The following is a 21,040-nucleotide window of genomic DNA, read 5'->3' as shown; positions in this document are numbered from 1 at the left end:
GAAATCAACGCCGGAGTGACGATGCCCTTGTTAGCCCCCTGCCCCATGCGCACCCTTGTGGGGATGTTTCACGTGAAGAGCCTGCCATGAGCGCGCCAATGCGTCCTGGCCCGCGCAACCTGATCACCGATGTTGCAGGGCTGAAGGTTGGCAATGCGCAGGATGCGCGGCTGAAATCCGGCAGCACCGTGCTGATCGCTGATGCGCCTTTCACCGCCTCCGTCCACGTCATGGGCGGCGCGCCCGGCACGCGCGAGACAGACCTGCTGGCCCCCGACAAGACCGTCGCGGCGGTCGATGCACTGGTGCTCTCGGGCGGCTCTGCCTATGGGCTGGATGCCTGTTCGGGCGTGGTCGATGCCCTGCGCGCAAAGGGCCGCGGCTTTCGCGTGGGGGACGCGCTGATCCCGCTGGTGCCCGGCGCGATCCTCTTCGATCTGCTGAACGGCGGCGATAAGGATTGGACGCAGAACCCCTATGCCGATCTTGGCCGCCAAGCCTTGGAAGCGGCGGGCGAAGATTTTCAGATCGGCTCGGTCGGTGCGGGCACCGGGGCGCTGAGCGCGATGGTTAAAGGGGGCCTCGGCTCCGCCAGTTTGCAACTGCCCGATGGCAGCACGGTCGGCGCGCTTGTCGGGGCCAATCCGGTGGGCGCCGTCACCACCCCCGGCGACCGCTACTTCCACGCCGCCCCCTTTGAGATCGACGGAGAGTTCGGCGGGTTGGGACCGGACCCATCCACCGGGTTGGGGCTGAGCTTCGAGAGCCGCAAGATGGCGGCCATGTCGGCCCGCGCCAATACCACCATCGCCATCGTCGCCACCGACGCGACGCTGACCAAGGCCGAATGCCAGCGCGTCGCCGTGGCGGCCCATGACGGCATCGCCCGCGCCGTGGTGCCTGCGCATATGCCCAATGACGGCGATCTGGTCTTCTCTCTCTCGACCGCGGCGCGGCCTGCGGGGGATGTGGCGATGATCGGCCATGCCGCGGCCCTCTGCCTGTCGCGCGCCATTGCCCGCGCCATCTATGCGGCCACCCCCGCCGATGGGGATCTTTTGCCTTGTTGGAGCACGTTGAATGCCTGATCTGCCCCTCTCCGATATTTCACTCCATTATGAGGTCGACGGGCGCGGCCCGCCGCTTTTGATGCTGGCCGGGATGCTGAGCGACAGCGCGAGTTGGGGCGCTCTGGCCCCCTTGCTGTCCGATCACTTCACCCTGATCCGGCCCGACAACCGCAGCACCGGGCGCACGACCCCTTGGGATGTCGAAACCTCCGTCGCGCAGATGGCGCGGGATGCGCTGGCGCTGATGGATCATCTGGGGCATGAGACCTTTCACGTCGTCGGCCATTCGATGGGCGGGCTAATGGCGATGGAGCTTTTTGGCCTCGCGCCGGATCGCATCCGAGCGTTGAGCATCCTCGCCTCTGCCCCGGTTCGCGCCCCCCGGACCATGGCAGTCTTCGATGCGCTGCTCGCCGTGCGCCGCGCGCCGGAAGGGGAGCAACTTTGGCTGCGCGCGCTATATCCTTGGATTTTTGCCCCCGGTTTCTTCACTGACCCCAACAATACAAACACCGCCCTCGCCGCAGCACTGGCCTATCCCCATGCGCAGAGCGCGGATGCCATGGCCCATCAACTCGAAGCGCTGCGCGGCTTTCGCCCCACGGTGCGCCCGTCTGATCTGACCTGCCCGACCCAAGTGCTCCACGGGGCCGAAGACCTGCTGATCCCCCGCGCCGCCGCCGAGCAGGCTTTTGCGGAGATCCCAAATGTGACCCAGACCACCCTGCCCGAGGCGGGCCATTCGATCCATTGGGACGCCGCCGAGGCCGTCGCCCAACATCTGCGCCAATTCCACGACACCGCCGGAGACCCGAGATGACACAAGACCTTTACGGATTGGAAACCTCTACCGACCGCCCGGAAACCTTGCAGGCGATCAATGACTTCATCCACGGCTTCCTGTCCTACCAACCCAAGGCCGCGGGCATCATCGCCGCCGCCGATGCCGACCCCAACGGCCCGTTGGTCAATGCCTATGCCGCGCTCTTGTGGATGTTCCTCGAACACCCCATCGCCCCTGAGAAGGCCCGCCCCTATCTGGACCGCGCCAAGGCAGCCCCCGGCGCCAATGCTCGCGAAAAGGAGGTCATCCGCGCCGTTGGGCATTGGATCGACGGCGATGTGCCCGCTCTTGTCGCCGCCTGTGATGCCATCACCGATAAATGGCCGCGCGATCTGGCGATGCTGAAACTGGCGCAATACCACCTGTTCAACACCGGCGATGCCGCAGGCATGTTGCGCATGGCGTTGAAATCCCTGCCCGAGGCCGAAGACATTGCCTATACCCACGGCATGATCGCCTTTGGTTATGAGCAATGCCATCTGCTCGACCGGGCCGAGGCTGCTGCCCGCCGGGCGATGGAGTTGCGCCACGATGAACCCTGGGCGCACCACGCCCTTGCTCATGTGATGCTAACGCAAGGCCGTGTCGCCGAAGGCGCGCGTTTCATGGAAAGCGTGGCCGAGACGTGGAGCGATCTGAACTCCTTCATGCGGAGCCACAATTGGTGGCATCTGGCGCTGTTCTACCTGTCGCAGGGCCGTCACGATGATGTGCGCGCCGCCTATGACCAGCATATCTGGGGGCTGGAAAAGGACTATTCCCAAGACCAAGTCGGCGCCGTGTCTCTGCTGGCGCGGATGGAATTCGCGGGTGTCGATGTGGGCGACCGTTGGGGCGATGTGGCCGACCATGTGGCGGCGCGGGGGGCGGATACCGTGAGCCCCTTCCTGACGCTGCAATACCTCTATGCCCTTTGCCGCACCGGGCGGCCCGAGGCGGCAGAGATGCTCAGCGCGATCAACGCACGCGCGAGTGAGACTGCCGCCCATGACCACGCCGCATGGGCCGAGGTCGCGCTGCCCGCCGCCCGTGGCATCGCCGCCCATGCCAAGGGGGAGTGGGCCACGGCGATCCGCGAGCTTGGCATGGCCCTGCCCCGCATGGCCGAATGCGGCGGCAGCCATGCGCAACGTGACCTGTTCGAGCAAATCCACCTCGACGCGCTGGTGCGCGATGGCCGGGCCTCTGCCGCGCAGCAGGTGCTTGAGATGCGCCGGACCTACGACCCCGATGGCGTGCCGCTGAACCTGATGCTGGGCGAGGTCTATGAAAAGACCGGCCTGCCCGATCTGGCGGCCCAAGCCCGCGCGCGGGCAGAGCGCACGCTGGCCGGGGCCTAGACCGAACCGCGCGCTTTAGGCGCGGGGGCCGACGGTGACCTCGAACTCGGAGATGCCGTCGACCCCCCCGGTGATCACATCGCCGGGGTGCACCGCCGCGACACCGGCAGGCGTGCCGGTCATGATGATGTCACCCGGCGCCAAGGTCACGGCCTGCGACAGGGTGGCGGTATGCTCCCGCACCGACCAGATCATCTGCGACAGATCGGCCTCCTGCTTCATCTCGCCATTCACCGCGAGCCAAAGGCGGCCCTTCTCGACCGAGGGGACATCGGCCATGGGCAGGATCGGCGCGATGGGCGCGGAGTTGTCAAAGGCCTTGGACCAGTCCCACGGGCGGCCCATCTTCTTGGCCTGTGCTTGAAGATCGCGGCGGGTGAAATCAATGCCCACCGAGGCGCCCCAAATGTGATCCATCACATCCGCTTCCGCGATATTCGCGCCGCCCTTGCCGATGGCGATGACAAGCTCCGCCTCGAAGTGGAAATCCTCCGTCAGCGGCGGATAGGGCACGGTGCAAGGCGTATCGAGCGTGGCATCGGCGGGTTTGGTGAAAAAGAACGGCGGGTCGCGCATGTCATTGCCCATCTCAAGCACATGCGCCTCATAGTTGCGGCCCACGCAAAAGACACGGCGCACCGGGAAACGGTCGCTGGTGCCTTGAACGGCAAGGCTGCTTTGCTTGGGGGGATCAATCACATACATCACGGGTGTTCCTTTTGGCATAATGCCGCCAAGGAACACCCGTGCTTTGTAACAGTCAATGACCCCTTGCGCTTATAAGCCTTTGAGCGGCCACTCTTTCACAGTTCGGCGCCTTTGCGGATGGCGTCTTGGACCTCGCGGATGTCCTCGGCGCTCAGCCCATAGTCCGCCGCCGCCACTTCGGCGCTGATATAGCCGCGCAGAAGGTCGCGTTTCACCTGCTCCTTGGGGCGCTCGGTGGCGGGGCCGTAGCCGGCGCCGCCCGGGAAGGCCATCATCACCTTTGCCCCATGCGGGACGAACTGCTTGCCCTTGCCGCGCATCGGCGTGCCATCGTCGCGGGCGATGCTCGTGGGGGCGCCCGAAGCGCCACCCTGCCGCCCGCGTGCGGGGTGCTCGACGCGGTCGAACATCGCCTGCATGTCGAACTCATGCCCTTCGCGCGCGCCGACAACCATGTATTGCCCAAGGCCCCCGCGTTGACGCCCCGCGCCGCCGCTGTCGGGTCGCAATTCCTTGCGCCAGATGACGACCGGCCCCGCATGTTCCGTGGCCTCCACCGGCATGGTCATCACGCCCGAGGGGAAAGCCGTGGCGTTCAGCCCGTCATGCTGCGGGCGCGCACCCGAGCCGCCGGAGTTGAAGGTCAGCACCTCGGCCCGGCGCGCGCCCGCGGGCGCTTTCGCATCGGTGCGGGGGCGCAGGCTGACCTGGAAGTTGCACAGACATCCCGCCCCTTCGGCTGGGACGAGGTTCGGCAGGATCTGATCCAGTGCCGCATAGACCGTATCGGGCACGAAGTGACCCACGATATGCCGCAGCGCCACCGGTGCGGGGTGTACGGCGTTGACGATGGTATCCTCGGGCGCGGTGATCCGGAACGGCTCAAGCGAGGCGGCGTTGTTCGGGATCTCCGGCGCGATGGCGCATTTCAAGGCGTAGCAGGCATAGGCCTTGGTATAGACCAACGGGCAGTTGATGCCCTTCTTGTCGATCCCGCTGGTGCCCTTGAAATCCGACAGGATGTGATCCTCTTCGATGCTCACCGTGACCTTCAGCGTGATCGGCGTGTCGAAGCCGTCGATCGTCATCTCGCCAGTCGCCTGCTGCCGTGGCAGCGCCGCGATCCGCTCCAAGGTGGCACGGCGGGAATTGTCGAGGATGAAGGCGGCGATGCCGGTGAGATCGTCGAGAGCGAACTCCTCCATCATGTCGATGAGGCGGCGGTGGCCGATCTCGTTGCAGGTGGTCAGCGCGTAGATGTCTCCAATCAGCTGATCCGGTTCGCGCACGTTGCCGCGAATGATCCGCACCAAAGTCTCATCGACCTTGCCCGCATCGGCGAACTTCATGATCGGCAGGTAGAGGCCTTCTTCGTAGACGCTCGCCGCATCCGCGCCAAACCCGCGCCCGCCGATGTCGACGATATGCGCGGTGCAGGCGAAGAACCCCACAAGCTTGCCACGGTGAAAGGACGGCGTGACCATGGTGATGTCATGCAGGTGGCCCGTCCCCTCCCAAGGGTCGTTGGTGATATAAACGTCGCCCTCAAGGATGTTCTGGCGCCCGATGCGCCGGATGAAATGCGCCACCGCGTCGGCCATGGCGTTGACGTGTCCCGGGGTGCCGGTGACCGCTTGGGCCAGCATCCGGCCGTCGGTATCATAGACGCCTGCCGAAAGGTCCCCGGCCTCGCGTACCGAGGTTGAAAAGGCCGTGCGCACCAGCGCCTGCGCCTGTTCCTCGACCACCGAGATGAGGCGGTTCCACATGACCTGATAGGCGACGTTGGAATGTGTCTGTGCCATGTCCTTACCCTTTCACGGTGATGTCGATGCAGCCGTCTGGCTGGCAGATCGCCCGGCGCGAGGCGGGCAGGATGATCGTCGTCTCATCCTCGGTGATGGCGGCGGGGCCTTGGGCGGTCTGGCCCGGGGCAATCTGACCGCGCAACACGACGTCGGCCTCGCAGTACTCAGAAAGCGCCGCGTCGAAAATGCGCCGTGTTAGAGCCACATCCGCCGCCGCACCCGGGGACTGCTCTGCGGTGCGCGCGACCTCTTCGGGCGGAGTGGTGGCATTGACCGACCAAACCGTGATCTCGATGTCCAAGCCCTCGACGGTGCGGCCGAAAAGCTTGGCGTAATCGGCCTCGAACAAGGCCTCGAAACGCGCGGCATCGGGGTTCAGCGCGTCCGCCTCATCCAGCACGATGGGGATCTCCCAACCCTGCCCGCTGTAGCGCATGTAGACCTTGTATTCCGACAGGATCTCCGCCCCGGCATCGCAATTGCGGACAAAGCCCGTGGCCTCGTCCCGCAGTTCCGCCAGCAGCGCCTTGATGCGGGTCGCGTCGAAGTCCGACAGCTTCATATAGACCGAGCGGTTGGCCTCGAAGCTGAAGGGCGCGCGCAGGAAGCCGATGGCCGAACCGACCCCGGCGCCGGGCGGCACCAGCAGGCGCTCAACCCCCAGCTTCTCACACAGCCGCCCGGCATGCAGCGGCGCCGCGCCGCCGAAGGCGATCATCGTATAGTCGCTGAGGTCTTCCCCGTTCTCCACCGCATGCACGCGCGCGGCATTGGCCATGTTCTCGTCCACCACCTCGGCCAAACCGAAGGCAGCAGTGGCGGCGTCCATGTCGAGCTCCTGCCCGATGACCTGATGCAGTGCAGTCTCGGAATTGCCGGTCTCGAGCCGGATCGAACCGCCCGCGAAATTGTCGGGGTCGAGCTTGCCCAGCACCAGATCGGCATCGGTCACCGCGGGCTTCTGACCGCCGCGCCCGTAACAGGCCGGCCCAGGCTCGGAGCCCGCGCTTTCCGGCCCCACGCGGATCTGCCGCATGGCGTCCACATGGGCGAGGCTGCCGCCGCCCGCGCCGATCTCCACCATGTCGATCACCGGGATCGAGATCGGCATGCCGGAGCCTTTTTTGAATCGATAGGTCCGCGCCACCTCGAAGACCCGGCTGGTCTTTGGCGTCTGGTTCTTGATCAGGCAAATCTTGGCCGTGGTGCCGCCCATGTCAAAGCTCAGCACCTTGTCGAGCCCGTAGCGCGCGGCGATGTTGGCGGCAAAGACCGCGCCACCCGCCGGGCCGGATTCCACCAGCCGTACCGGGAATTCGGCGGCGCTTTCGATCGAGATGATGCCGCCGCCTGAGTGCATCAGGAAGATGTTGCAGCCGACACCCTCCTCCTGCAGCCGCCCTTCGAGCCGCCCGAGGTAGCTCTTCATCAGCGGCTTGATATAGGCATTGGCGACGACGGTGTTGAACCGCTCGTACTCGCGCATCTGGGGCGAGACCTCGGAGGAGATCGACACCATGACACCGGGCAGACGCTCTTCCAGCACCTCGCGGACCATCCGCTCATGCGCATCGTTCAGGTAGGAATGGATCAGCCCCACCGCGACGCTTTCATAACCCGCTTCGGCAATGCGGTCCGCCAGCGCCTCGACCTCGGTGCGGTCGAGCGGGTGCAGAACCGCCCCAGTGGCATCGACACGCTCCTCCACCGTGTAGCGCATCTGGCGCGGCAGCAGCGGTTCGGGGAGGTTGAGGTTCAGATCATACTGCTCGAACCGGCTTTCGGTGCGCATCTCGATCACGTCACGGAAGCCTTGGGTGGTGATCAGCGCGGTCTTGGCCCCGCGCCGTTCGATCAGCGCGTTGGTTGCCAGCGTGGTGCCGTGGATGATCTGCGTGAGGTCGGCGGGCGTGATCCCGGCCTTGGTGCAGACCTGATGCATCCCGTCGATGATCGCGTTCTCGGGCGCGGCATAGGTGGTCAGCACCTTGGTCGAGAAACTCTCGCCGCCCTTTTCGAGCACCACGTCGGTGAAGGTGCCGCCGATGTCTACGCCCAGTCGGATGGTTGATGCCATGTCTCACTCCTGTTTGGGCGCAGGATAGAGGTGGGCACAGTATCGGTGCAAATTATTATATTCTATGGGTGTGAAAGGTTTTTTCGATCCTCGACATCGAAGCTTCGGGCGCAATCCCGGGCCAGTTCGGCAGCGCGGGCGACATAGGCGGGGGTGCGATCCGCGTGATAACGCGCGGCGACTTGCAGCGGGCGCGGGTGCCACGCGGCGGGTAGAATCCGCAGCGCCTCATCGGCCAGCGCGCCTGCCACCATCACACGTGGCATCACGGCCACGCCCATCCCGTCGAGCACCATGTTCATCGCCGCCGACAGGCTGCTGGAGGGCACCAAACGGGCCTTCGGCGCAGTCGTGCCGTCGAAATGGCCAATCAGATCGGAATGGGCCTGCGTATGTCGCGCATGGCCCAGCACCGGATGGCGCAGCATGGCGGCGAAGTCGGGTGCGGGGCCGATCTGGGCGGCCAATTCCGGCGCGGCGACCCAGATGTAGTCATAGGTCGCCAAGTCCAGCCGCCCGCTTGCCGGGGTCGAGAAGGGTGCGGTTTGCAGGGTCAGGTCGAGTGCATGGGCGGCAAGCTCCTGATCCAGATCGCGCGACAGATCGACGGTAAGCTCGACAGTCAGATTGGGATAGACCTCGGCCAGCGCGCGCAGAAAGGGGCGCAGCCATGTGCTGGCAACCACTTCGGTCACGCCAAGGCGGAGGCTGTCGTCGATCAGGTCGGGCCGCGCGGCGGTCTCGACCAGCGCTTCGGCCTCGCGCAGGACGCGGCGGGCTTGGGCCAGCAGTGCGGTGCCCTTTTCGGTGAGCCGGATCGACCCGGCATCGCGCTGCATTAGGGTGACGCCCAAGGTTGCCTCCAGCCCGGAAATCCGGGCTGAGATATTGGGCTGTGTCGTGTTCATCTGCGCGGCGGCGCGGCGGAAACTGCCAAGGTCTGCGACCCAGATCAGCGCTTCAAGCTGTTTCAGCGTGAAGAGATTGCCGATCATTCGCGCCAATCAAAGAAACCCGGTCCGGCCTCGGCCAGAAGCTTGCGGGCCATCGCCTCGCCCGCCGCGGCGCCGTCGGAAATGGCGCAGGTCACGTCATCGCCGATGGCATCGGACCCGTCGGGGCGCAGCACCTGACCGCGCAGGCGCATCTCGCTGCCGTTGAGTTCGGCCAGACCGGCAATCGGGGTCTCGCAGGAGCCATCGAGGGTGGCGAGGAACGCGCGTTCGGCAGCAAGCTGTTCGCCAGTCTTGCGGTCATGGATCGCCGAGAGCATCTCGGCGGCGCGGCTGTCGTCCTCGCGCCGCTCAACCCCAATCGCCCCCTGCGCGATGGCGGGCAGCATGTCGTCGGGGTGCACGGCAGCCTGCGGCACGTCGTCCATTTGCAAGCGGTTCAGCCCGGCCATGGCGAGGAAGGTCGCTTCGGCCACACCGTCATCCAGCTTCTTCAACCGGGTTTGCAGGTTGCCGCGGAACTCGACGACTTCCAGATCGGGGCGGCGCAGCTTCACCTGCGCGCGGCGGCGCAGGCTGGAGGTGCCGACGACCGCGCCTTCGGGCAACTCGCTAATGGATTTCAGATGCGGCGAGATGAAAGCATCGCGGCAATCCTCGCGCGGCAGATAGGTGTCGATCAGTAGCCCCTCGGGTTGCAGCGTCGGCATGTCCTTCATCGAATGCACCGCGATGTCGATGGAGCCGTCCAGCAAAGCGGCCTCGATCTCGCGGGTGAACAGACCCTTGCCGCCGATCTCTTTCAGCGGGCGGTCGATGATCTTGTCGCCCGTGGTCTTGATCACGACGATGGTGAACGCCTCGAACGGCAGATCGAAGGCGGCGGCGAGCCGGTCGCGCACCTCATTCGCCTGCGCGAGCGCCAGAAGCGATCCGCGTGTGCCGATGTTGAGGGGCCGGGCCGGGGTGGGAAGCTGATACGTCATGACGCATCCCTACCCCCGTCGACATGAACTGACAACTGCTGTACCTGCGCTACCTACGGGTTTGCCACAATTAGGAACGCCATAATGACTGCGAATAAGACCATCCTGCGCGCCCTTGCGGGCGAAACCCTGCCGACGCCGCCGATCTGGATGATGCGCCAAGCCGGGCGCTATCTGCCCGAGTACCGCGCGACGCGGGCCGAAGCGGGGGATTTCCTGTCGCTGTGCTACAACCCGGAACTGGCCGCCGAGGTGACGTTGCAACCGATCCGCCGCTATGGTTTCGACGCTTCGATCCTTTTCGCCGACATCCTGCTGGTGCCGCAGGCGCTTGGCGCCGATCTGTGGTTCGTCACTGGTGAGGGGCCGCGTCTGTCGACGATCACCACCAAGGCCGAGATGGAAGCGCTGAAACCAGCGGACGCCATTCACGACCACCTCGCCCCGATTTACGAGACCGTGCGCATCCTGTCGCGCGAACTGCCCGAAGAGACGACGCTCATCGGTTTCGCAGGCGCGCCTTGGACGGTGGCGACCTATATGATCGCGGGCAAGGGCACGCCGGATCAGGGGCCAGCCCATGCGCTAAAGGACGAGAACCCCGAGGTGTTCGATGAGCTGATGGAGCGGATCACGCTGGCGACGATCGAATACCTCGACATGCAGATCAAGGCGGGGGCCGAGGTGGTAAAGCTCTTCGACAGCTGGGCCGGATCGCTGGAAGGCACGGATTTCGACCGCTATTCGACAGAGCCGCTGCGCCAGATCATCAGCGCGCTGAAGGCGCGTCATCCGGGCGTGCCGGTGATCGCCTTCCCGCGTGGAGCCGGGGCGCGCTTCGCCAATCTACATGCCGCCACGGGGGCGGACTGTATCGCCGTCGATGACGGTGTGAGCGCAGCGTGGGTGGCCGAACATGTGCAACCGCATGGCTGTGTGCAGGGCAACCTGAAATCCTCGCATATGGTGACGGGTGGGGATGCGCTGGTGCAGGAGACCCGGGCGATTTGCGATGCGCTGTCGAAGGGGCCGCATATCTTTAATCTGGGGCATGGGATCACGCCGGATGCGGATCCGGAGAATGTGCAGTTGATGATTGATACGGTGCGCGGGACGCGGGGGTAAGACCTAGCCACATGTGATGAGGGCCATCGCCTGCCCGCGGGTCGGCGATGCGACGCTGGTTCATACCACTTTATGGTTCAACCATGATGTGTGTCCGACACGGGGCGCCCAGCATCACCAAATCGCCTACCCGTCCGGGCGGGCAGGCGATGGCCCGGCGCCTGCGGCTTGATTCCGGGCCGGGGTGGCTACCTCAAACCCACTTCGCCATCGGCGGCAGGCTCATCAGCACTGCATCCGGATCATGCCCCGTCTCCAGACCAAACTTCGTCCCCCGGTCGTAGACAAGGTTATACTCGGCATAGATCCCCCGGTGCCGCAGCTGCACGTCCTTGTCGTCCATGTCCCACGGCATCTCGCGCCGTTTGTCGACCACGGGCACATAGGCGGGCAGGAACGCGCGACCCACATCCTGTGTCAGCGCGAAATCCGCCTCCCAGTCGCCGCTGTTGCGGTCATCGTAAAAGATGCCCCCCACACCCCGCGCGCGTTTGCGATGGGGGATGTAGAAATACTCATCCGCCCAAGCCTTCAACTCATCATAGAGCGTGGCCCCATGCGGATCGCAGGCGGCCTTCATCTCGGCATGGAAATGGTCGGTGTCCTCGTCATACTCGATACAAGGGTTCAGGTCGGCCCCACCGCCAAACCACCATGCATGGGGGGTCCAGAACATGCGGGTGTTCATATGCACCGCTGGCACATGTGGGTTTTGCATATGTGCCACCAGACTGATGCCCGAGGCCCAAAAACGCGGGTCTTCGGCCATGCCGGGCAGCCCCTTGCGCGCGGCCATGGCGGCCTGCGCCCGCTCGCCCAACTCGCCGTAGACGGTGGAGATATTCACACCCACCTTCTCGAACACACGGCCCCCGCGCATGACGGACATCTCACCGCCACCTGCGTCCGATCCATCGGGGGCAGTGCGGGTGGTGTTGCTGACCACGAAACGCCCGGCCTCTTCCTCGCCCACATGACGCGCTTCGATGTCGTGGAACGCCTGAACGATGTCATCGCGAAGCTTGCGGAACCAATCCGCCGCGAGTGTCTTTTGGTCTTGCATGTCGTCGGTCATCTTTGGCCCGCCTTTCTGTTATTCCATCGCCCCGCCACCAAGGACCAGACCTTCGTGTTCGGCCATGTAGATCCGCAGCCAAGGCGTATATGCATCGGGATGCTGCGCGAGGTCGGCATGTAGATCGCCGAGGGTGATCCAGCGCGTCGCCATCACCTCATCGGGGTTTTCCGTAATCGTCAGATCCGGCGCGGCATGGGCGAGATAGACCTCGACCACCTCATGTTCGATCAGCCCGCCGCCGACATCGGCGCGGTATTCGACCCGGCCCCGGTGCTGCAAGACCAGCCCGGTGATCCCCAACTCTTCGTCCAAACGCCGCGCGGCGCAGTCCTCGGGCGGCTCATCCCAATGCGGGTGTGTGCAGCAGGTGTTCGCCCAAAGACCGGGTGTGTGATATTTGCCAAGCGCGCGCTGCTGCATCAGCAGCTTGCCGTCGGAGATGACAAAGACCGAAACCGCCATATGCCGCAAACCGCGTTCATGCGCGGCGAGCTTTTCGACCGGTTGCAAGGTGCCGTCGACCCAGGCGGGGACCATGATCTCCATCAGATGCGGCTTACCGTTGTGTTCATCTCACCCTCGGCGCAGAAGAAATTCACCGGCAGTTATCGGGGGATTTCCCCCTAGTCTCAACCGCTAACCGGCCCGCCCTGCGCCCGTGCTACCTTTTGGCGCAGTGAACATCCTTTACCCCTTCGCCCCAAACGCTAGTTTCAAGCCAGACAGACAAAGGAACTCACAATGAACATGCGTATCGCGTCGATCTTCGCCATCTGCCTCGGGGCCACCCCCCTTTGGGCGGAAAGCCATGCCTCCGGTGACGCCGAAGCCGGGGAAAAGGTCTTTCGTAAATGCAAAAGCTGCCACATGATCTCGGATGATGAGGGCAACGATATCCAAAAAGGGGGCCGTACGGGGCCGAACCTTTATGGGATCTACAACCGCGTGGCGGGTTCCGTCGAAGACTACCGCTATGGCGATTCCATCGTGGCTGCGGGCGAGGCCGGGCTGACATGGGACGAAGAGAGTTTCACAGGCTACGTCGCCGACCCCAAGGGGTTTCTGGCCGAGTATCTTGATACGAAACGGGCCAAGTCGAAAATGTCTTACCGTCTGAGAGACGAAGAAGACGCGAAAGACGTATGGGCCTATCTGGTCTCCGTCGGGCCGGAAGTGACCGAAACCGAAGCGGCGGCAGAGGCAACCGAGTAATTCGCGCATTCAGCGCAATGCGAAAGGGGGGCCATCAGGCCCCCCTTTTTGTTTCAGATCAGAAGCAGTCGCGCAGCAGCTGCGTGACGTTTTCTTTGGTAAGCTCAATGGGGTTGCCGCCGCAGCTTGGGTCTTGCAAGGCCGAGGCCACCAGCGCGTCAATATCCGGGTCGGTCACCCCAAGGGCAGTCAGCGAGCTGGGAATGTTCAACTCTTCATTCAGCTTGCCGACGAAATCGTAGAAGCCATCAAAGCCACCGACGATATCGAGATAGGCCGCCGCCTTGGCCAGACGCTCCTCAATCGCGGGGCGGTTCATGCGCAGAACCGGCTGCATGACCACGGCGTTGGTGGTGCCGTGATGGGTGTGATGCACCGCGCCGATCGGGTGGCTGATGGCATGGATGGCGCCCAGACCCTTTTGGAACGCTGTGGCGCCCATGGCAGCGGCAGACATCATATGGCCGCGCGCCTCAAGATCACTGCCATCGGCATAGGCGCGGGGCAGGTATTCCTTGACCAGACGCATCCCTTCCAGCGCCATGCCTTGGCTCATCGGGTGGTAATGCGGCGAGCAGAAGGCTTCGAGACAATGGGCGAAAGCATCCATCCCAGTGCCTGCGGTGATCATCGGCGGCATGCCGACGGTCAGTTCCGGATCGCAGATCACGACAGCGGGCAGCATTTTGGGGTGGAAGATGATCTTCTTCTCATGGGTCTGGGAATTGGTGATGACGCTGGCGCGTCCCACTTCCGACCCGGTGCCGGCGGTCGTCGGCACGGCGACGATGGGCGCGATGCCGTCGGCGTCGGCGCGGGTCCACCAATCGCCGATATCTTCGAAATCCCACAGCGGGCGCGTCTGGCCCGCCATGAAGGCGATGACCTTGCCCAGATCGAGACCGGAGCCACCGCCAAAGGCGATCACACCGTCATGGCCGCCGTCGCGGTAGACCTTGATGCCCGCCTCGGCGTTCATCTCGGTCGGGTTCGGGTCAACGTCCGAAAACATCGCGCGGCCCAGACCTTCGGCCTCCATCAGGTCCAGTGTGGACTGGGTGATGGGCAGATAGGCCAGCCCTTTGTCGGTGACCAGCAGCGGCTTCTTGATGCCCGCAGCGGCGCAGGCCTCGGCAATCTCTTTAATCCGGCCCGCGCCGAAGCGGATGGCGGTGGGGTAAGACCAATTGGCAGTCAGGGACATGTCTCAGGCTTTCTTGAGGTGGTAGGATTTGGGGCGTGTCAGCGCGTGATAGCCCAGTTCAGACAGGCCCGCCCCGCGCCCGGTTTGCTTGCAGCCGGTCCAGCACAGCGCCGGGTCCAGATAGTCGGCACGGTTCATGAAGACGGTGCCGGTTTCCAACCGCTGGCCGATGGCCTCGGCGGCATCGGCATCGGCGGTAAAGATCGCGGCGGTCAGACCGAATTGGCTGTCGTTCATCAACGCAATGGCTTCTTCATCGTCCTTGACCGGCATGATGCCGACCACGGGGCCGAAGCTTTCGTCACGCATGACGCGCATCTCATGGGTCACATCGGTGAGCACCTGCGGCGTCAGATAGGCACCGCCATCGTCGGCGGGCATTCTATCGATGTGCGCCTTGGCACCTGCCGCCACGGCCTCATCAATCTGCGCGCGGACCTCATTGGCGAAACGGACATTGGCCATCGGGCCAAGCGTCGTGGCCTGATCCAGTGGATTGCCGAGGTTGAGGTTATTCACCCATGCCACGGCTTTTTCGACGAAAGCGTCATAGAGGCTTTCGTGCACATAGATCCGCTCGATCCCGCAGCAGCACTGGCCCGCGTTGAACATCGCCCCGTCCATCACGCCGTCGACAGCCGCGTCGAGATTGGCATCGGCCCGGACATAGGCGGGGTCTTTGCCGCCCAACTCGGTCGCGACGCCGGTGAAAGTGCCCGCCGCCGCGCGCTCCATCGCCTGACCGCCGCCGACGGAGCCGGTGAAATTGACGAAATCAAAGGCGTTATCCGCGATCAACGCCGAAGTGGTGTCATGGCTCAGCACGACGTTCTGGAACACATCCTCGGGCACGCCAGCGGCACGGTAGGCATCGGCGAGGTGTTCACCCACCAGAATGGTCTGCGAGGCATGCTTCAGGATCACCGAATTGCCCGCGATCAGCGCAGGCGCGATGGTGTTGTTCGCGGTCATGTAAGGATAGTTCCACGGCGCCACGACGAAAACCACGCCATGCGGCTCACGCATAATCTTGCGGCTGAAGGCGGCGCTGTCTTCGATCACCGTAGGTGCCAGCGCATCGGCGGCGATCTTGGCCATGTGGCTGGTGCGTTCCTGCAAACCGCCGAACTCACCGCCGTAGCGCACCGGGCGGCCCATCTGGTGGGCCAGTTCCTCGGTCATCCGGTCGGTGGAATTCTCAATCTCTTTCAGCGCGGCCATCACCAGATCGACACGCTCCTGCAAGGGCCGCGCGGCCCATGCCTTTTGCGCCTTACGCGCGCGGGCGACAGCGTCTTGCGCTGCCTGCGTGCTCAGGGTTTCGCGCTCCGCATAGACCGAACCGTCAATCGGAGAGATACATTTTACCGTCGTCATTCTCAGGCCCTTTCAAAGCCGCGGGCGATTTCCCAATCGGTCACCACCCGGTCATATTCTTCCTGCTCCCATTCCGCCGCGCGGGTGTAATGGGTCACTACATCGTCGCCCAAGACCTCGCGCAGGAACGTCGAGCCGCGCAGGGTCTCGGTTGCTGCCCGCAGGGTCTGGGGGATATCGACAGCGTCGGACTCGCCATAAGCATCGCCGCGTGTGGGCGGGGCAAGCTCCATCTTGTCTTCGATCCCTTTGATTCCGGCAGCCAGCATGACCGTCTGCGCCAGATAAGGGTTTAGGTCCGATCCGCCAATACGGCATTCGACCCGCACGCCCTTTGTCCCTGCCCCGCAGAGGCGGAACCCCGCGGTGCGGTTGTCGACGGACCAGACGGTCTTGGTCGGGGCGAAGGTGCCTTTGGCGAAGCGCTTGTAGCTGTTCACATAGGGGGCGAGGAAATAGGTATATTCCGGCGCATAGGCGATCAGACCGGCCATATAGTGGCGCATCAGGTCGGACATGCCCAACGCGCCCTCGCTGTCAAAGAAAGCCGCTTCGCCGTCTTTCCACAGCGACTGATGGACGTGGCTGGAAGAGCCGACGCGGTCCTTGTGCCACTTGGGCAAGAAGCTTGCCGCATGGCCCTGCTGCCAAGCGATCTCCTTGACCGCATGTTTGGCAATCGTGTGATAATCGGCGCAATCAAGCGCCTGTGAATAGCGGATGTTGAGCTCTTCCTGACCGGCCTCGGCCTCGCCCTTGGAGTTCTCGATCGGCAGACCGGCGGCGAAGAGATGGTTGCGCAGCGGGCGCATCACGTTCTCTTCCTTGGTGGTCTGAAGGATGTTGTAATCTTCGTTATAGCCGCTGATCGGCGTGAGGTCGCGGTAGCCGCCCTTGCGGATCGCGTCAAAGCTCTGCTCGAAAAGGAAGAACTCCAGCTCGGTCGCCATCATGGCGTCGAAACCCAGTTCCTTCAGCCGCGCGATCTGCTTCTTCAGCATGCCGCGCGGGGAATGCGGCACCGGCTGGTGCGTGTCGTGATCCAGCACGTCGCAAAGCACCATCACCGTTCCCTCCAGCCACGGCACCGGGCGGATCGTGTCGAGGTCGGGCTGCATCACATAGTCGCCGTAACCCGTCTCCCACGAGGTGGAGGCAAAGCCTTCGGGCGTGGCCATCTCAAGGTCGGTGGCCAGCAGGTAGTTGCAGCAATGGGTTTCTTTATAAGAGGTCTCGACGAAGTTGACGGCATGGAAGCGCTTGCCCATCAACCGGCCTTGCATGTCCACAAGGCACGCAAGAACCGTATCGACGGATCCTTCTTTGACCAGTTTTTTCAGCGCGTCGAATGTCAGTGTGCCGGGCATGTTCTGTCCACTTCAGGGGGTAAGGCGGGGGCGCAGGCAGCGCGCCCCCGGTTGTCGGTTCAGCCGTTGGTATAGGGCGGACCGGCTTTGTTGATGACTTCGTTATAGTCACGGAAGATCTGCACGATCTTGGCGTGCACTTCGCCTTCTTCGGCGATCTCTGTCCAGAAGTCCTTGGCCGCGTTTTCAACCTCGGCCCATTCGTCGGCAGGCACGGTGCTGAGCTTAAGCTTGTCGCCCTGCGCCCGCAGACGCGCCTCGCCGCCCCAGTACCACTGGTTGCGGTAGGTGTGGCCCGCTTCGATCCCCGCCATGACCAACTGCTTGAGGTGATCCGGCAGATCGGCCCATTGCTGCTGGTTGACGAAGAACGACCCGATCCAAGCACCTGAGATGTTGTTGGTCAGGAAGTAGTCGGTCACATCGGCCCAGCCGACGGTGTAGTCTTCGGTGATGCCGGACCACGCCATGCCGTCGAGCTCGCCTGTTTGCACGGCGACTTCGGCGTCCTCGTAGGGAATGTTCACCGGCACCACGCCGAACTTTGACAGGAAGCGGCCCGCGGTGGGGAAGGTGTAGAGCTTCAGACCGTCCAGATCGGCGACCGATTTGATCTCTTTGGTGGTGTTGAAGTTGCAGGGGTCTTGGCCCGCAGCCGACAGCCATTCAACGCCGACCTTGGCATATTCCTCTTTCCAGATTTCGGCCAAACCGTACTGGTTGAACAGCACTGGCACGTCGAGGATGTGCTTGGTGGCGAAGGGGAAGTAGCCGCCGAATTGTTGCAGCGGCGTGGGCGAGGCCATGGAGTCGTCATCGGAATGCACCATGTCGATGGTGCCGCGCTGCATGGCTTGGAACAGCTCACCGGTGGGGACGATCTGGTCAGCGTAGAACAGTTCGATCTCCATCTCGCCATTGGCGGCGGCGTTGATGTAATCGACCGCCGGTTTGGTCACCTGCTCACCCAGAGCGGCGCCAGCATAGGTCTGCATGCGCCATTTGATCGGCGCTTGGGCATGCACGATGGAAGGCGCGGCGAGGGCCGCAGGGGCGGCGACGGCGGCCCCGGATAGAAACTTTCTGCGAGTGGTCATACGTCTCTCCTTTGTTGAAATGTCAGGCCGTCTTTGCGCGGCTCTCATTGTTATTTGTCGTAGATGTAATCGGGCAGCCATGTCGCGATCTCGGGGAAGACCATGACGAGTATCAGCGCCAAGACCATCACCAGCACGAAGGGCGTGATCGAGGCGTAGATGTCGCGCAGCGTGATCTCTGGCGGGGCCATGGCGCGCATCAGGAACAGGTTATAGCCGAAGGGCGGCGTCATATAGGCGATCTGCGTGGTGATCGTGTAAAGGATACCATACCAGATCAGATCAAAGCCCAGCGCACCGACCAAGGGCACATAGAGCGGCGCCACGATGACCAGCATCGCCGTATCATCAAGGAAGGTGCCCATGATGATGAAGCTAAGCTGCATCATGATCAGGATCATCCAGGGGCTGAGGTTCATCTTCTCGGTGAACAGGCTCTCGATCGCCTTTACCGCGCCCAGCCCGTCAAAGACCGCGCCAAAGGCGAGGGCGGCGAGGATGATCCACATGAACATGCAGGTGATGCCCAAGGTGTTGCGCACGGAGTTCTCGAAAACTTCGCGGGTCATGCGGCCCTTGAGAACGGCAGCAAAGAACGCCGCCGCAGCCCCGATGGCCGAGCTTTCGACCAAGCTGGTCCAGCCGTTGACGAAAGGCACCATCATCACAGCGAAGATCACCAGCGGCAGGATGCCCGCCCGCAGCAGACGCAGTTTCTCGGCACGGGGGATGTCGCGATCCTCGGCTGAGAGGATGGGACCAAGTTCGGGATTCATCCGGCAGCGGATGACGATATAGGCGATGAACATCGCTGCCATCATCAACCCCGGGATGACCCCGGCAAGCCACAACTGCCCCACCGGCTGCCGCGCGATCATCGCGTAAAGCACCAGCACCACCGAAGGCGGCACGAGGATGCCAAGGCTCGACCCCGCCTGGATCACCCCCGTGACCATCCTTTTGTCATAGCCGCGTTTCAGCAGTTCCGGCAGCGCGATGGTCGAGCCAATCGCCATGCCCGCCACGCTGAGCCCATTCATCGCCGAGATCAGCACCATCAGGCCAATTGTGCCAATCGCCAGCCCGCCGCGCACCCCGCCCATCCAGACGTGGAACATGCGGTAAAGGTCATCGGCAATGCGACTTTCGCTGAGGACATAGCCCATGAAGATGAACATCGGCAGCGTCAGCAGCGGGTACCATTTCATCAGCTTCATCGCGGCGGCGAAACCGATGTCATAGCCGCCCTTGTCGCCCCAGAGCAGCAGCGCCGAAACCACGGCGATAAAGCCGATGGCGCCAAACACCCGCTGGCCGGTCAGTAGCATCAGCATCATTGACGAGAACATCAATGTCGCAATCATTTCATAGGACATCAGATGGCCTCACCCTTGAGCCGCAGCACGTCTTTCGCGAGCTCGGACAGACATTGCAGCAGCATCAGAAAGATGCCGACGATCATCACGACCTTGATCGGCCAGAGATAGGGACGCCATGCGGAACTGGATTGCTCCATATGGCCAACCTCTTCACTGCCGGTGATCAAGCCGCCGAAAAAGCTGAACGGCTCTGTCCCCCAGTAGCCCAGCGAATAGGCCGTAGAGCTTACCGCGCCATAGAGCAGCACGCAGAGATAGAAGATCAGGAAGAAAACGGTGAACAGATCAAACCACGCTTTGCGGCGCAGCGACCAATCGCCATAAAGGAGGTCCATCCGCACGTTCGACCCCAGTTGGATCGAATAGGGACCGCCCAAGATGTAATAGCCCACCATGACGAACTGCGCCATTTCCAACGTCCAAAGCGAGGGGACGAAGAAGGCTTTGCTGACGGTGGACCACAACAGCACCCCCATCAGGACAAAGATGCCATACATCATGAACCGCCCGATCCGCCGGTTCATCGCGTCGATGCCCCGGATATAGCCCCGGATGAACCTCATGGTTTGACCTCCTCCATCTCGGGCCGAGCCATGGCGGCACGGAGCCAATTGCTGATCATCTCGGCCATCTGCCGCTGTTCTGCTTCGGTCGTAATGAGGTCATTACGGATCTCTAGCATGACATGCGGATGACCATGGGCCAGCCCATGTTCTTTCAGCGTATGGGTCACCCCGTCCTGCGGGCCGTAGGGCGCGTTGCGCTCGACATTGAGGTCCGTGAACTCCGACGCCACCGCGAGCATCGCATCGGCAAGGCGCGTGTCGCTGTCGTGCAGAATGCCGATCTCAACGCTGCGCGGTTTGCCATGGTAGATCGGCGTGAAACTATGCACCGTGACGATCGCAGGCGCATCGACCCGTTTGATCGTCGCCGCCAAAGTCGCGCGGAAGGGCTCGTAATAGCGCGCCACCCGCTCGGCCCGGCCCGCGTCATCAAGCGAGGCATTGCCGGGGATCGCGAAAATTTCGCTCTGCGCTGGCATCGCGCCGGGGGCTTCGGGCGGGCGGTTGCAGTCATAGACCAGACGCGAGACGCGCCCCGCCACCAGCACCGCATCCAGATCCTGCGCCATGACCCGGGCCACGCCCAAGGCACCGGGATCCCAAGCCACATGGCTTTCGCGGGCCGCGGCATCCAGCCCCAGACCGTCGTAGCAGGCCGGTATCTCACGCGCCGCATGTTCGCAGACCAATACCAGCGGGGCCTTGGCCCCGGCGTTGATCACCTCGACGGCTTCATTCGAAAGATCTGACTGTTCTGACACCCTGTCCCCCTCAGTTAGATCAAACCTCATTCGGGCGGGGGGCTTCTGTCAACAGAATAATGTCAAATTTATTACAACGCCATTCAGT

Annotated in this window: 19 protein-coding genes; 5 read left to right on the top strand and 14 right to left on the bottom strand. The window is 63.3% G+C overall.

Going from position 1 to position 21,040, the window contains the following annotated elements:
• The first annotated feature begins 98 nt into the window (after nt 1-98).
• From ACGYK9_RS07990 to ACGYK9_RS07980, 3 genes are read left to right on the top strand one after another with little or no spacing between them, the layout of a single operon-like run.
• Nucleotides 99-1,088, top strand: a complete 990-nt coding sequence (locus ACGYK9_RS07990; protein ID WP_394409987.1) for a P1 family peptidase — start codon at nt 99-101, stop codon at nt 1,086-1,088.
• Nucleotides 1,081-1,890, top strand: coding sequence for an alpha/beta fold hydrolase (locus tag ACGYK9_RS07985; RefSeq protein WP_394409304.1), 810 nt, complete (start codon nt 1,081-1,083; stop codon nt 1,888-1,890). Before ACGYK9_RS07990 ends, ACGYK9_RS07985 begins: the two co-directional genes overlap by 8 nt.
• Nucleotides 1,887-3,254, top strand: a complete 1,368-nt coding sequence (locus ACGYK9_RS07980) for a tetratricopeptide repeat protein (RefSeq protein WP_394409301.1) — start codon at nt 1,887-1,889, stop codon at nt 3,252-3,254. Before ACGYK9_RS07985 ends, ACGYK9_RS07980 begins: the two co-directional genes overlap by 4 nt.
• Before the next feature lie 15 nt (nt 3,255-3,269).
• On the opposite strand, the gene ACGYK9_RS07975 is transcribed toward ACGYK9_RS07980, so the two are convergent.
• The 5 genes from ACGYK9_RS07975 to hemC all read right to left on the bottom strand — a co-directional run bounded on the left by ACGYK9_RS07975 (nt 3,270) and on the right by hemC (nt 9,786).
• Nucleotides 3,270-3,959 carry a fumarylacetoacetate hydrolase family protein gene (locus ACGYK9_RS07975; RefSeq protein WP_394409298.1) on the bottom strand — a complete coding sequence of 230 codons (690 nt, stop codon included), beginning with the start codon at nt 3,957-3,959 and terminating at the stop codon, nt 3,270-3,272.
• A gap of 98 nt (nt 3,960-4,057) precedes the next feature.
• A complete protein-coding gene (locus ACGYK9_RS07970; RefSeq protein ID WP_394409295.1) occupies nt 4,058-5,767 on the bottom strand; it encodes a hydantoinase B/oxoprolinase family protein in 1,710 nt (569 codons plus the stop codon).
• A 4-nt stretch (nt 5,768-5,771) separates the two neighbouring features.
• Nucleotides 5,772-7,847: a hydantoinase/oxoprolinase family protein gene (locus ACGYK9_RS07965; RefSeq protein WP_394409292.1), complete on the bottom strand. Its 2,076-nt coding sequence runs from the start codon at nt 7,845-7,847 to the stop codon at nt 5,772-5,774.
• A 62-nt stretch (nt 7,848-7,909) separates the two neighbouring features.
• A complete protein-coding gene (locus ACGYK9_RS07960) occupies nt 7,910-8,842 on the bottom strand; it encodes a LysR family transcriptional regulator (RefSeq protein WP_394409290.1) in 933 nt (310 codons plus the stop codon).
• Entirely contained in the window at nt 8,839-9,786 is a 948-nt protein-coding gene (gene hemC / locus ACGYK9_RS07955) for a hydroxymethylbilane synthase (RefSeq protein WP_394409287.1), read from the bottom strand. The genes ACGYK9_RS07960 and hemC overlap by 4 nt, the downstream gene beginning before the upstream one ends.
• Nucleotides 9,787-9,870: 84 nt before the next feature.
• On the opposite strand from hemC, the gene hemE reads away from it, so the two are divergent.
• Complete coding sequence (gene hemE, locus ACGYK9_RS07950; protein ID WP_394409285.1) at nt 9,871-10,911, top strand: uroporphyrinogen decarboxylase; 1,041 nt, start codon at nt 9,871-9,873, stop codon at nt 10,909-10,911.
• A 193-nt stretch (nt 10,912-11,104) separates the two neighbouring features.
• Here the strand turns inward: hemE and hemF are convergent, their stop codons facing one another.
• Both hemF and idi read right to left on the bottom strand, forming a co-directional pair.
• Nucleotides 11,105-11,986, bottom strand: a complete 882-nt coding sequence (gene hemF, locus ACGYK9_RS07945; RefSeq protein WP_394409282.1) for an oxygen-dependent coproporphyrinogen oxidase — start codon at nt 11,984-11,986, stop codon at nt 11,105-11,107.
• An 18-nt stretch (nt 11,987-12,004) separates the two neighbouring features.
• Entirely contained in the window at nt 12,005-12,535 is a 531-nt protein-coding gene (idi, locus tag ACGYK9_RS07940) for an isopentenyl-diphosphate Delta-isomerase (RefSeq protein ID WP_394409279.1), read from the bottom strand.
• A 195-nt stretch (nt 12,536-12,730) separates the two neighbouring features.
• Between idi and ACGYK9_RS07935 the strand changes: the two genes are divergently transcribed.
• A complete protein-coding gene (locus ACGYK9_RS07935; RefSeq protein ID WP_394408100.1) occupies nt 12,731-13,201 on the top strand; it encodes a c-type cytochrome in 471 nt (156 codons plus the stop codon).
• A gap of 58 nt (nt 13,202-13,259) precedes the next feature.
• Here ACGYK9_RS07935 and ACGYK9_RS07930 read toward each other — a convergent pair whose 3' ends face one another.
• Genes ACGYK9_RS07930 through ACGYK9_RS07900 form a run of 7 tightly spaced genes read right to left on the bottom strand, consistent with a single transcriptional unit; the run spans nt 13,260 to nt 20,952 of the window.
• A complete protein-coding gene (locus tag ACGYK9_RS07930) occupies nt 13,260-14,405 on the bottom strand; it encodes an iron-containing alcohol dehydrogenase (protein ID WP_271688672.1) in 1,146 nt (381 codons plus the stop codon).
• Between the two features lie 3 nt (nt 14,406-14,408).
• Nucleotides 14,409-15,782, bottom strand: coding sequence for an aldehyde dehydrogenase family protein (locus tag ACGYK9_RS07925; protein WP_394409276.1), 1,374 nt, complete (start codon nt 15,780-15,782; stop codon nt 14,409-14,411).
• Nucleotides 15,783-15,784: 2 nt separating this feature from the next.
• Nucleotides 15,785-17,149 carry a glutamine synthetase family protein gene (locus ACGYK9_RS07920; RefSeq protein ID WP_394409274.1) on the bottom strand — a complete coding sequence of 455 codons (1,365 nt, stop codon included), beginning with the start codon at nt 17,147-17,149 and terminating at the stop codon, nt 15,785-15,787.
• 59 nt (nt 17,150-17,208) lie between these two features.
• Entirely contained in the window at nt 17,209-18,246 is a 1,038-nt protein-coding gene (locus ACGYK9_RS07915) for a TRAP transporter substrate-binding protein (RefSeq protein WP_136720278.1), read from the bottom strand.
• Nucleotides 18,247-18,296: 50 nt separating this feature from the next.
• Nucleotides 18,297-19,622: a TRAP transporter large permease subunit gene (locus tag ACGYK9_RS07910; protein WP_067268276.1), complete on the bottom strand. Its 1,326-nt coding sequence runs from the start codon at nt 19,620-19,622 to the stop codon at nt 18,297-18,299.
• The gene (locus ACGYK9_RS07905; protein WP_394409271.1) at nt 19,622-20,188 is read right to left on the bottom strand and encodes a TRAP transporter small permease subunit; all 567 of its coding nucleotides are present in this window, start codon (nt 20,186-20,188) and stop codon (nt 19,622-19,624) included. The genes ACGYK9_RS07910 and ACGYK9_RS07905 overlap by 1 nt, the downstream gene beginning before the upstream one ends.
• Nucleotides 20,185-20,952: an N-formylglutamate amidohydrolase gene (locus ACGYK9_RS07900; protein ID WP_394409268.1), complete on the bottom strand. Its 768-nt coding sequence runs from the start codon at nt 20,950-20,952 to the stop codon at nt 20,185-20,187. The genes ACGYK9_RS07905 and ACGYK9_RS07900 overlap by 4 nt, the downstream gene beginning before the upstream one ends.
• Between the last annotated feature and the right edge of the window lie 88 nt (nt 20,953-21,040).

The organism is Sulfitobacter sp. 1A15258, from assembly GCF_043557045.1.
Lineage (GTDB): Bacteria > Pseudomonadota > Alphaproteobacteria > Rhodobacterales > Rhodobacteraceae > Sulfitobacter > Sulfitobacter faviae.
The sequence above is the reverse complement of the archived record's forward strand: the minus strand, read 5'-3'. Positions and strand labels throughout refer to the sequence as shown.

Excerpts from the sequence above, each read along its gene's own strand:
- ACGYK9_RS07990 (WP_394409987.1), top strand. The coding sequence starts at position 99 with ATGCGTCCTGGCCCGCGCAACCTGATCACCGATGTTGCAGGGCTGAAG.
- ACGYK9_RS07985 (WP_394409304.1), top strand. The coding sequence starts at position 1,081 with ATGCCTGATCTGCCCCTCTCCGATATTTCACTCCATTATGAGGTCGAC.
- ACGYK9_RS07980 (WP_394409301.1), top strand. The coding sequence starts at position 1,887 with ATGACACAAGACCTTTACGGATTGGAAACCTCTACCGACCGCCCGGAA.
- ACGYK9_RS07975 (WP_394409298.1), bottom strand. The coding sequence starts at position 3,959 with ATGTATGTGATTGATCCCCCCAAGCAAAGCAGCCTTGCCGTTCAAGGC.
- ACGYK9_RS07970 (WP_394409295.1), bottom strand. The coding sequence starts at position 5,767 with ATGGCACAGACACATTCCAACGTCGCCTATCAGGTCATGTGGAACCGC.
- ACGYK9_RS07965 (WP_394409292.1), bottom strand. The coding sequence starts at position 7,847 with ATGGCATCAACCATCCGACTGGGCGTAGACATCGGCGGCACCTTCACC.
- ACGYK9_RS07960 (WP_394409290.1), bottom strand. The coding sequence starts at position 8,842 with ATGATCGGCAATCTCTTCACGCTGAAACAGCTTGAAGCGCTGATCTGG.
- hemC (WP_394409287.1), bottom strand. The coding sequence starts at position 9,786 with ATGACGTATCAGCTTCCCACCCCGGCCCGGCCCCTCAACATCGGCACA.
- hemE (WP_394409285.1), top strand. The coding sequence starts at position 9,871 with ATGACTGCGAATAAGACCATCCTGCGCGCCCTTGCGGGCGAAACCCTG.
- hemF (WP_394409282.1), bottom strand. The coding sequence starts at position 11,986 with ATGACCGACGACATGCAAGACCAAAAGACACTCGCGGCGGATTGGTTC.
- idi (WP_394409279.1), bottom strand. The coding sequence starts at position 12,535 with ATGGAGATCATGGTCCCCGCCTGGGTCGACGGCACCTTGCAACCGGTC.
- ACGYK9_RS07935 (WP_394408100.1), top strand. The coding sequence starts at position 12,731 with ATGAACATGCGTATCGCGTCGATCTTCGCCATCTGCCTCGGGGCCACC.
- ACGYK9_RS07930 (WP_271688672.1), bottom strand. The coding sequence starts at position 14,405 with ATGTCCCTGACTGCCAATTGGTCTTACCCCACCGCCATCCGCTTCGGC.
- ACGYK9_RS07925 (WP_394409276.1), bottom strand. The coding sequence starts at position 15,782 with ATGACGACGGTAAAATGTATCTCTCCGATTGACGGTTCGGTCTATGCG.
- ACGYK9_RS07920 (WP_394409274.1), bottom strand. The coding sequence starts at position 17,149 with ATGCCCGGCACACTGACATTCGACGCGCTGAAAAAACTGGTCAAAGAA.
- ACGYK9_RS07915 (WP_136720278.1), bottom strand. The coding sequence starts at position 18,246 with ATGACCACTCGCAGAAAGTTTCTATCCGGGGCCGCCGTCGCCGCCCCT.
- ACGYK9_RS07910 (WP_067268276.1), bottom strand. The coding sequence starts at position 19,622 with ATGTCCTATGAAATGATTGCGACATTGATGTTCTCGTCAATGATGCTG.
- ACGYK9_RS07905 (WP_394409271.1), bottom strand. The coding sequence starts at position 20,188 with ATGAGGTTCATCCGGGGCTATATCCGGGGCATCGACGCGATGAACCGG.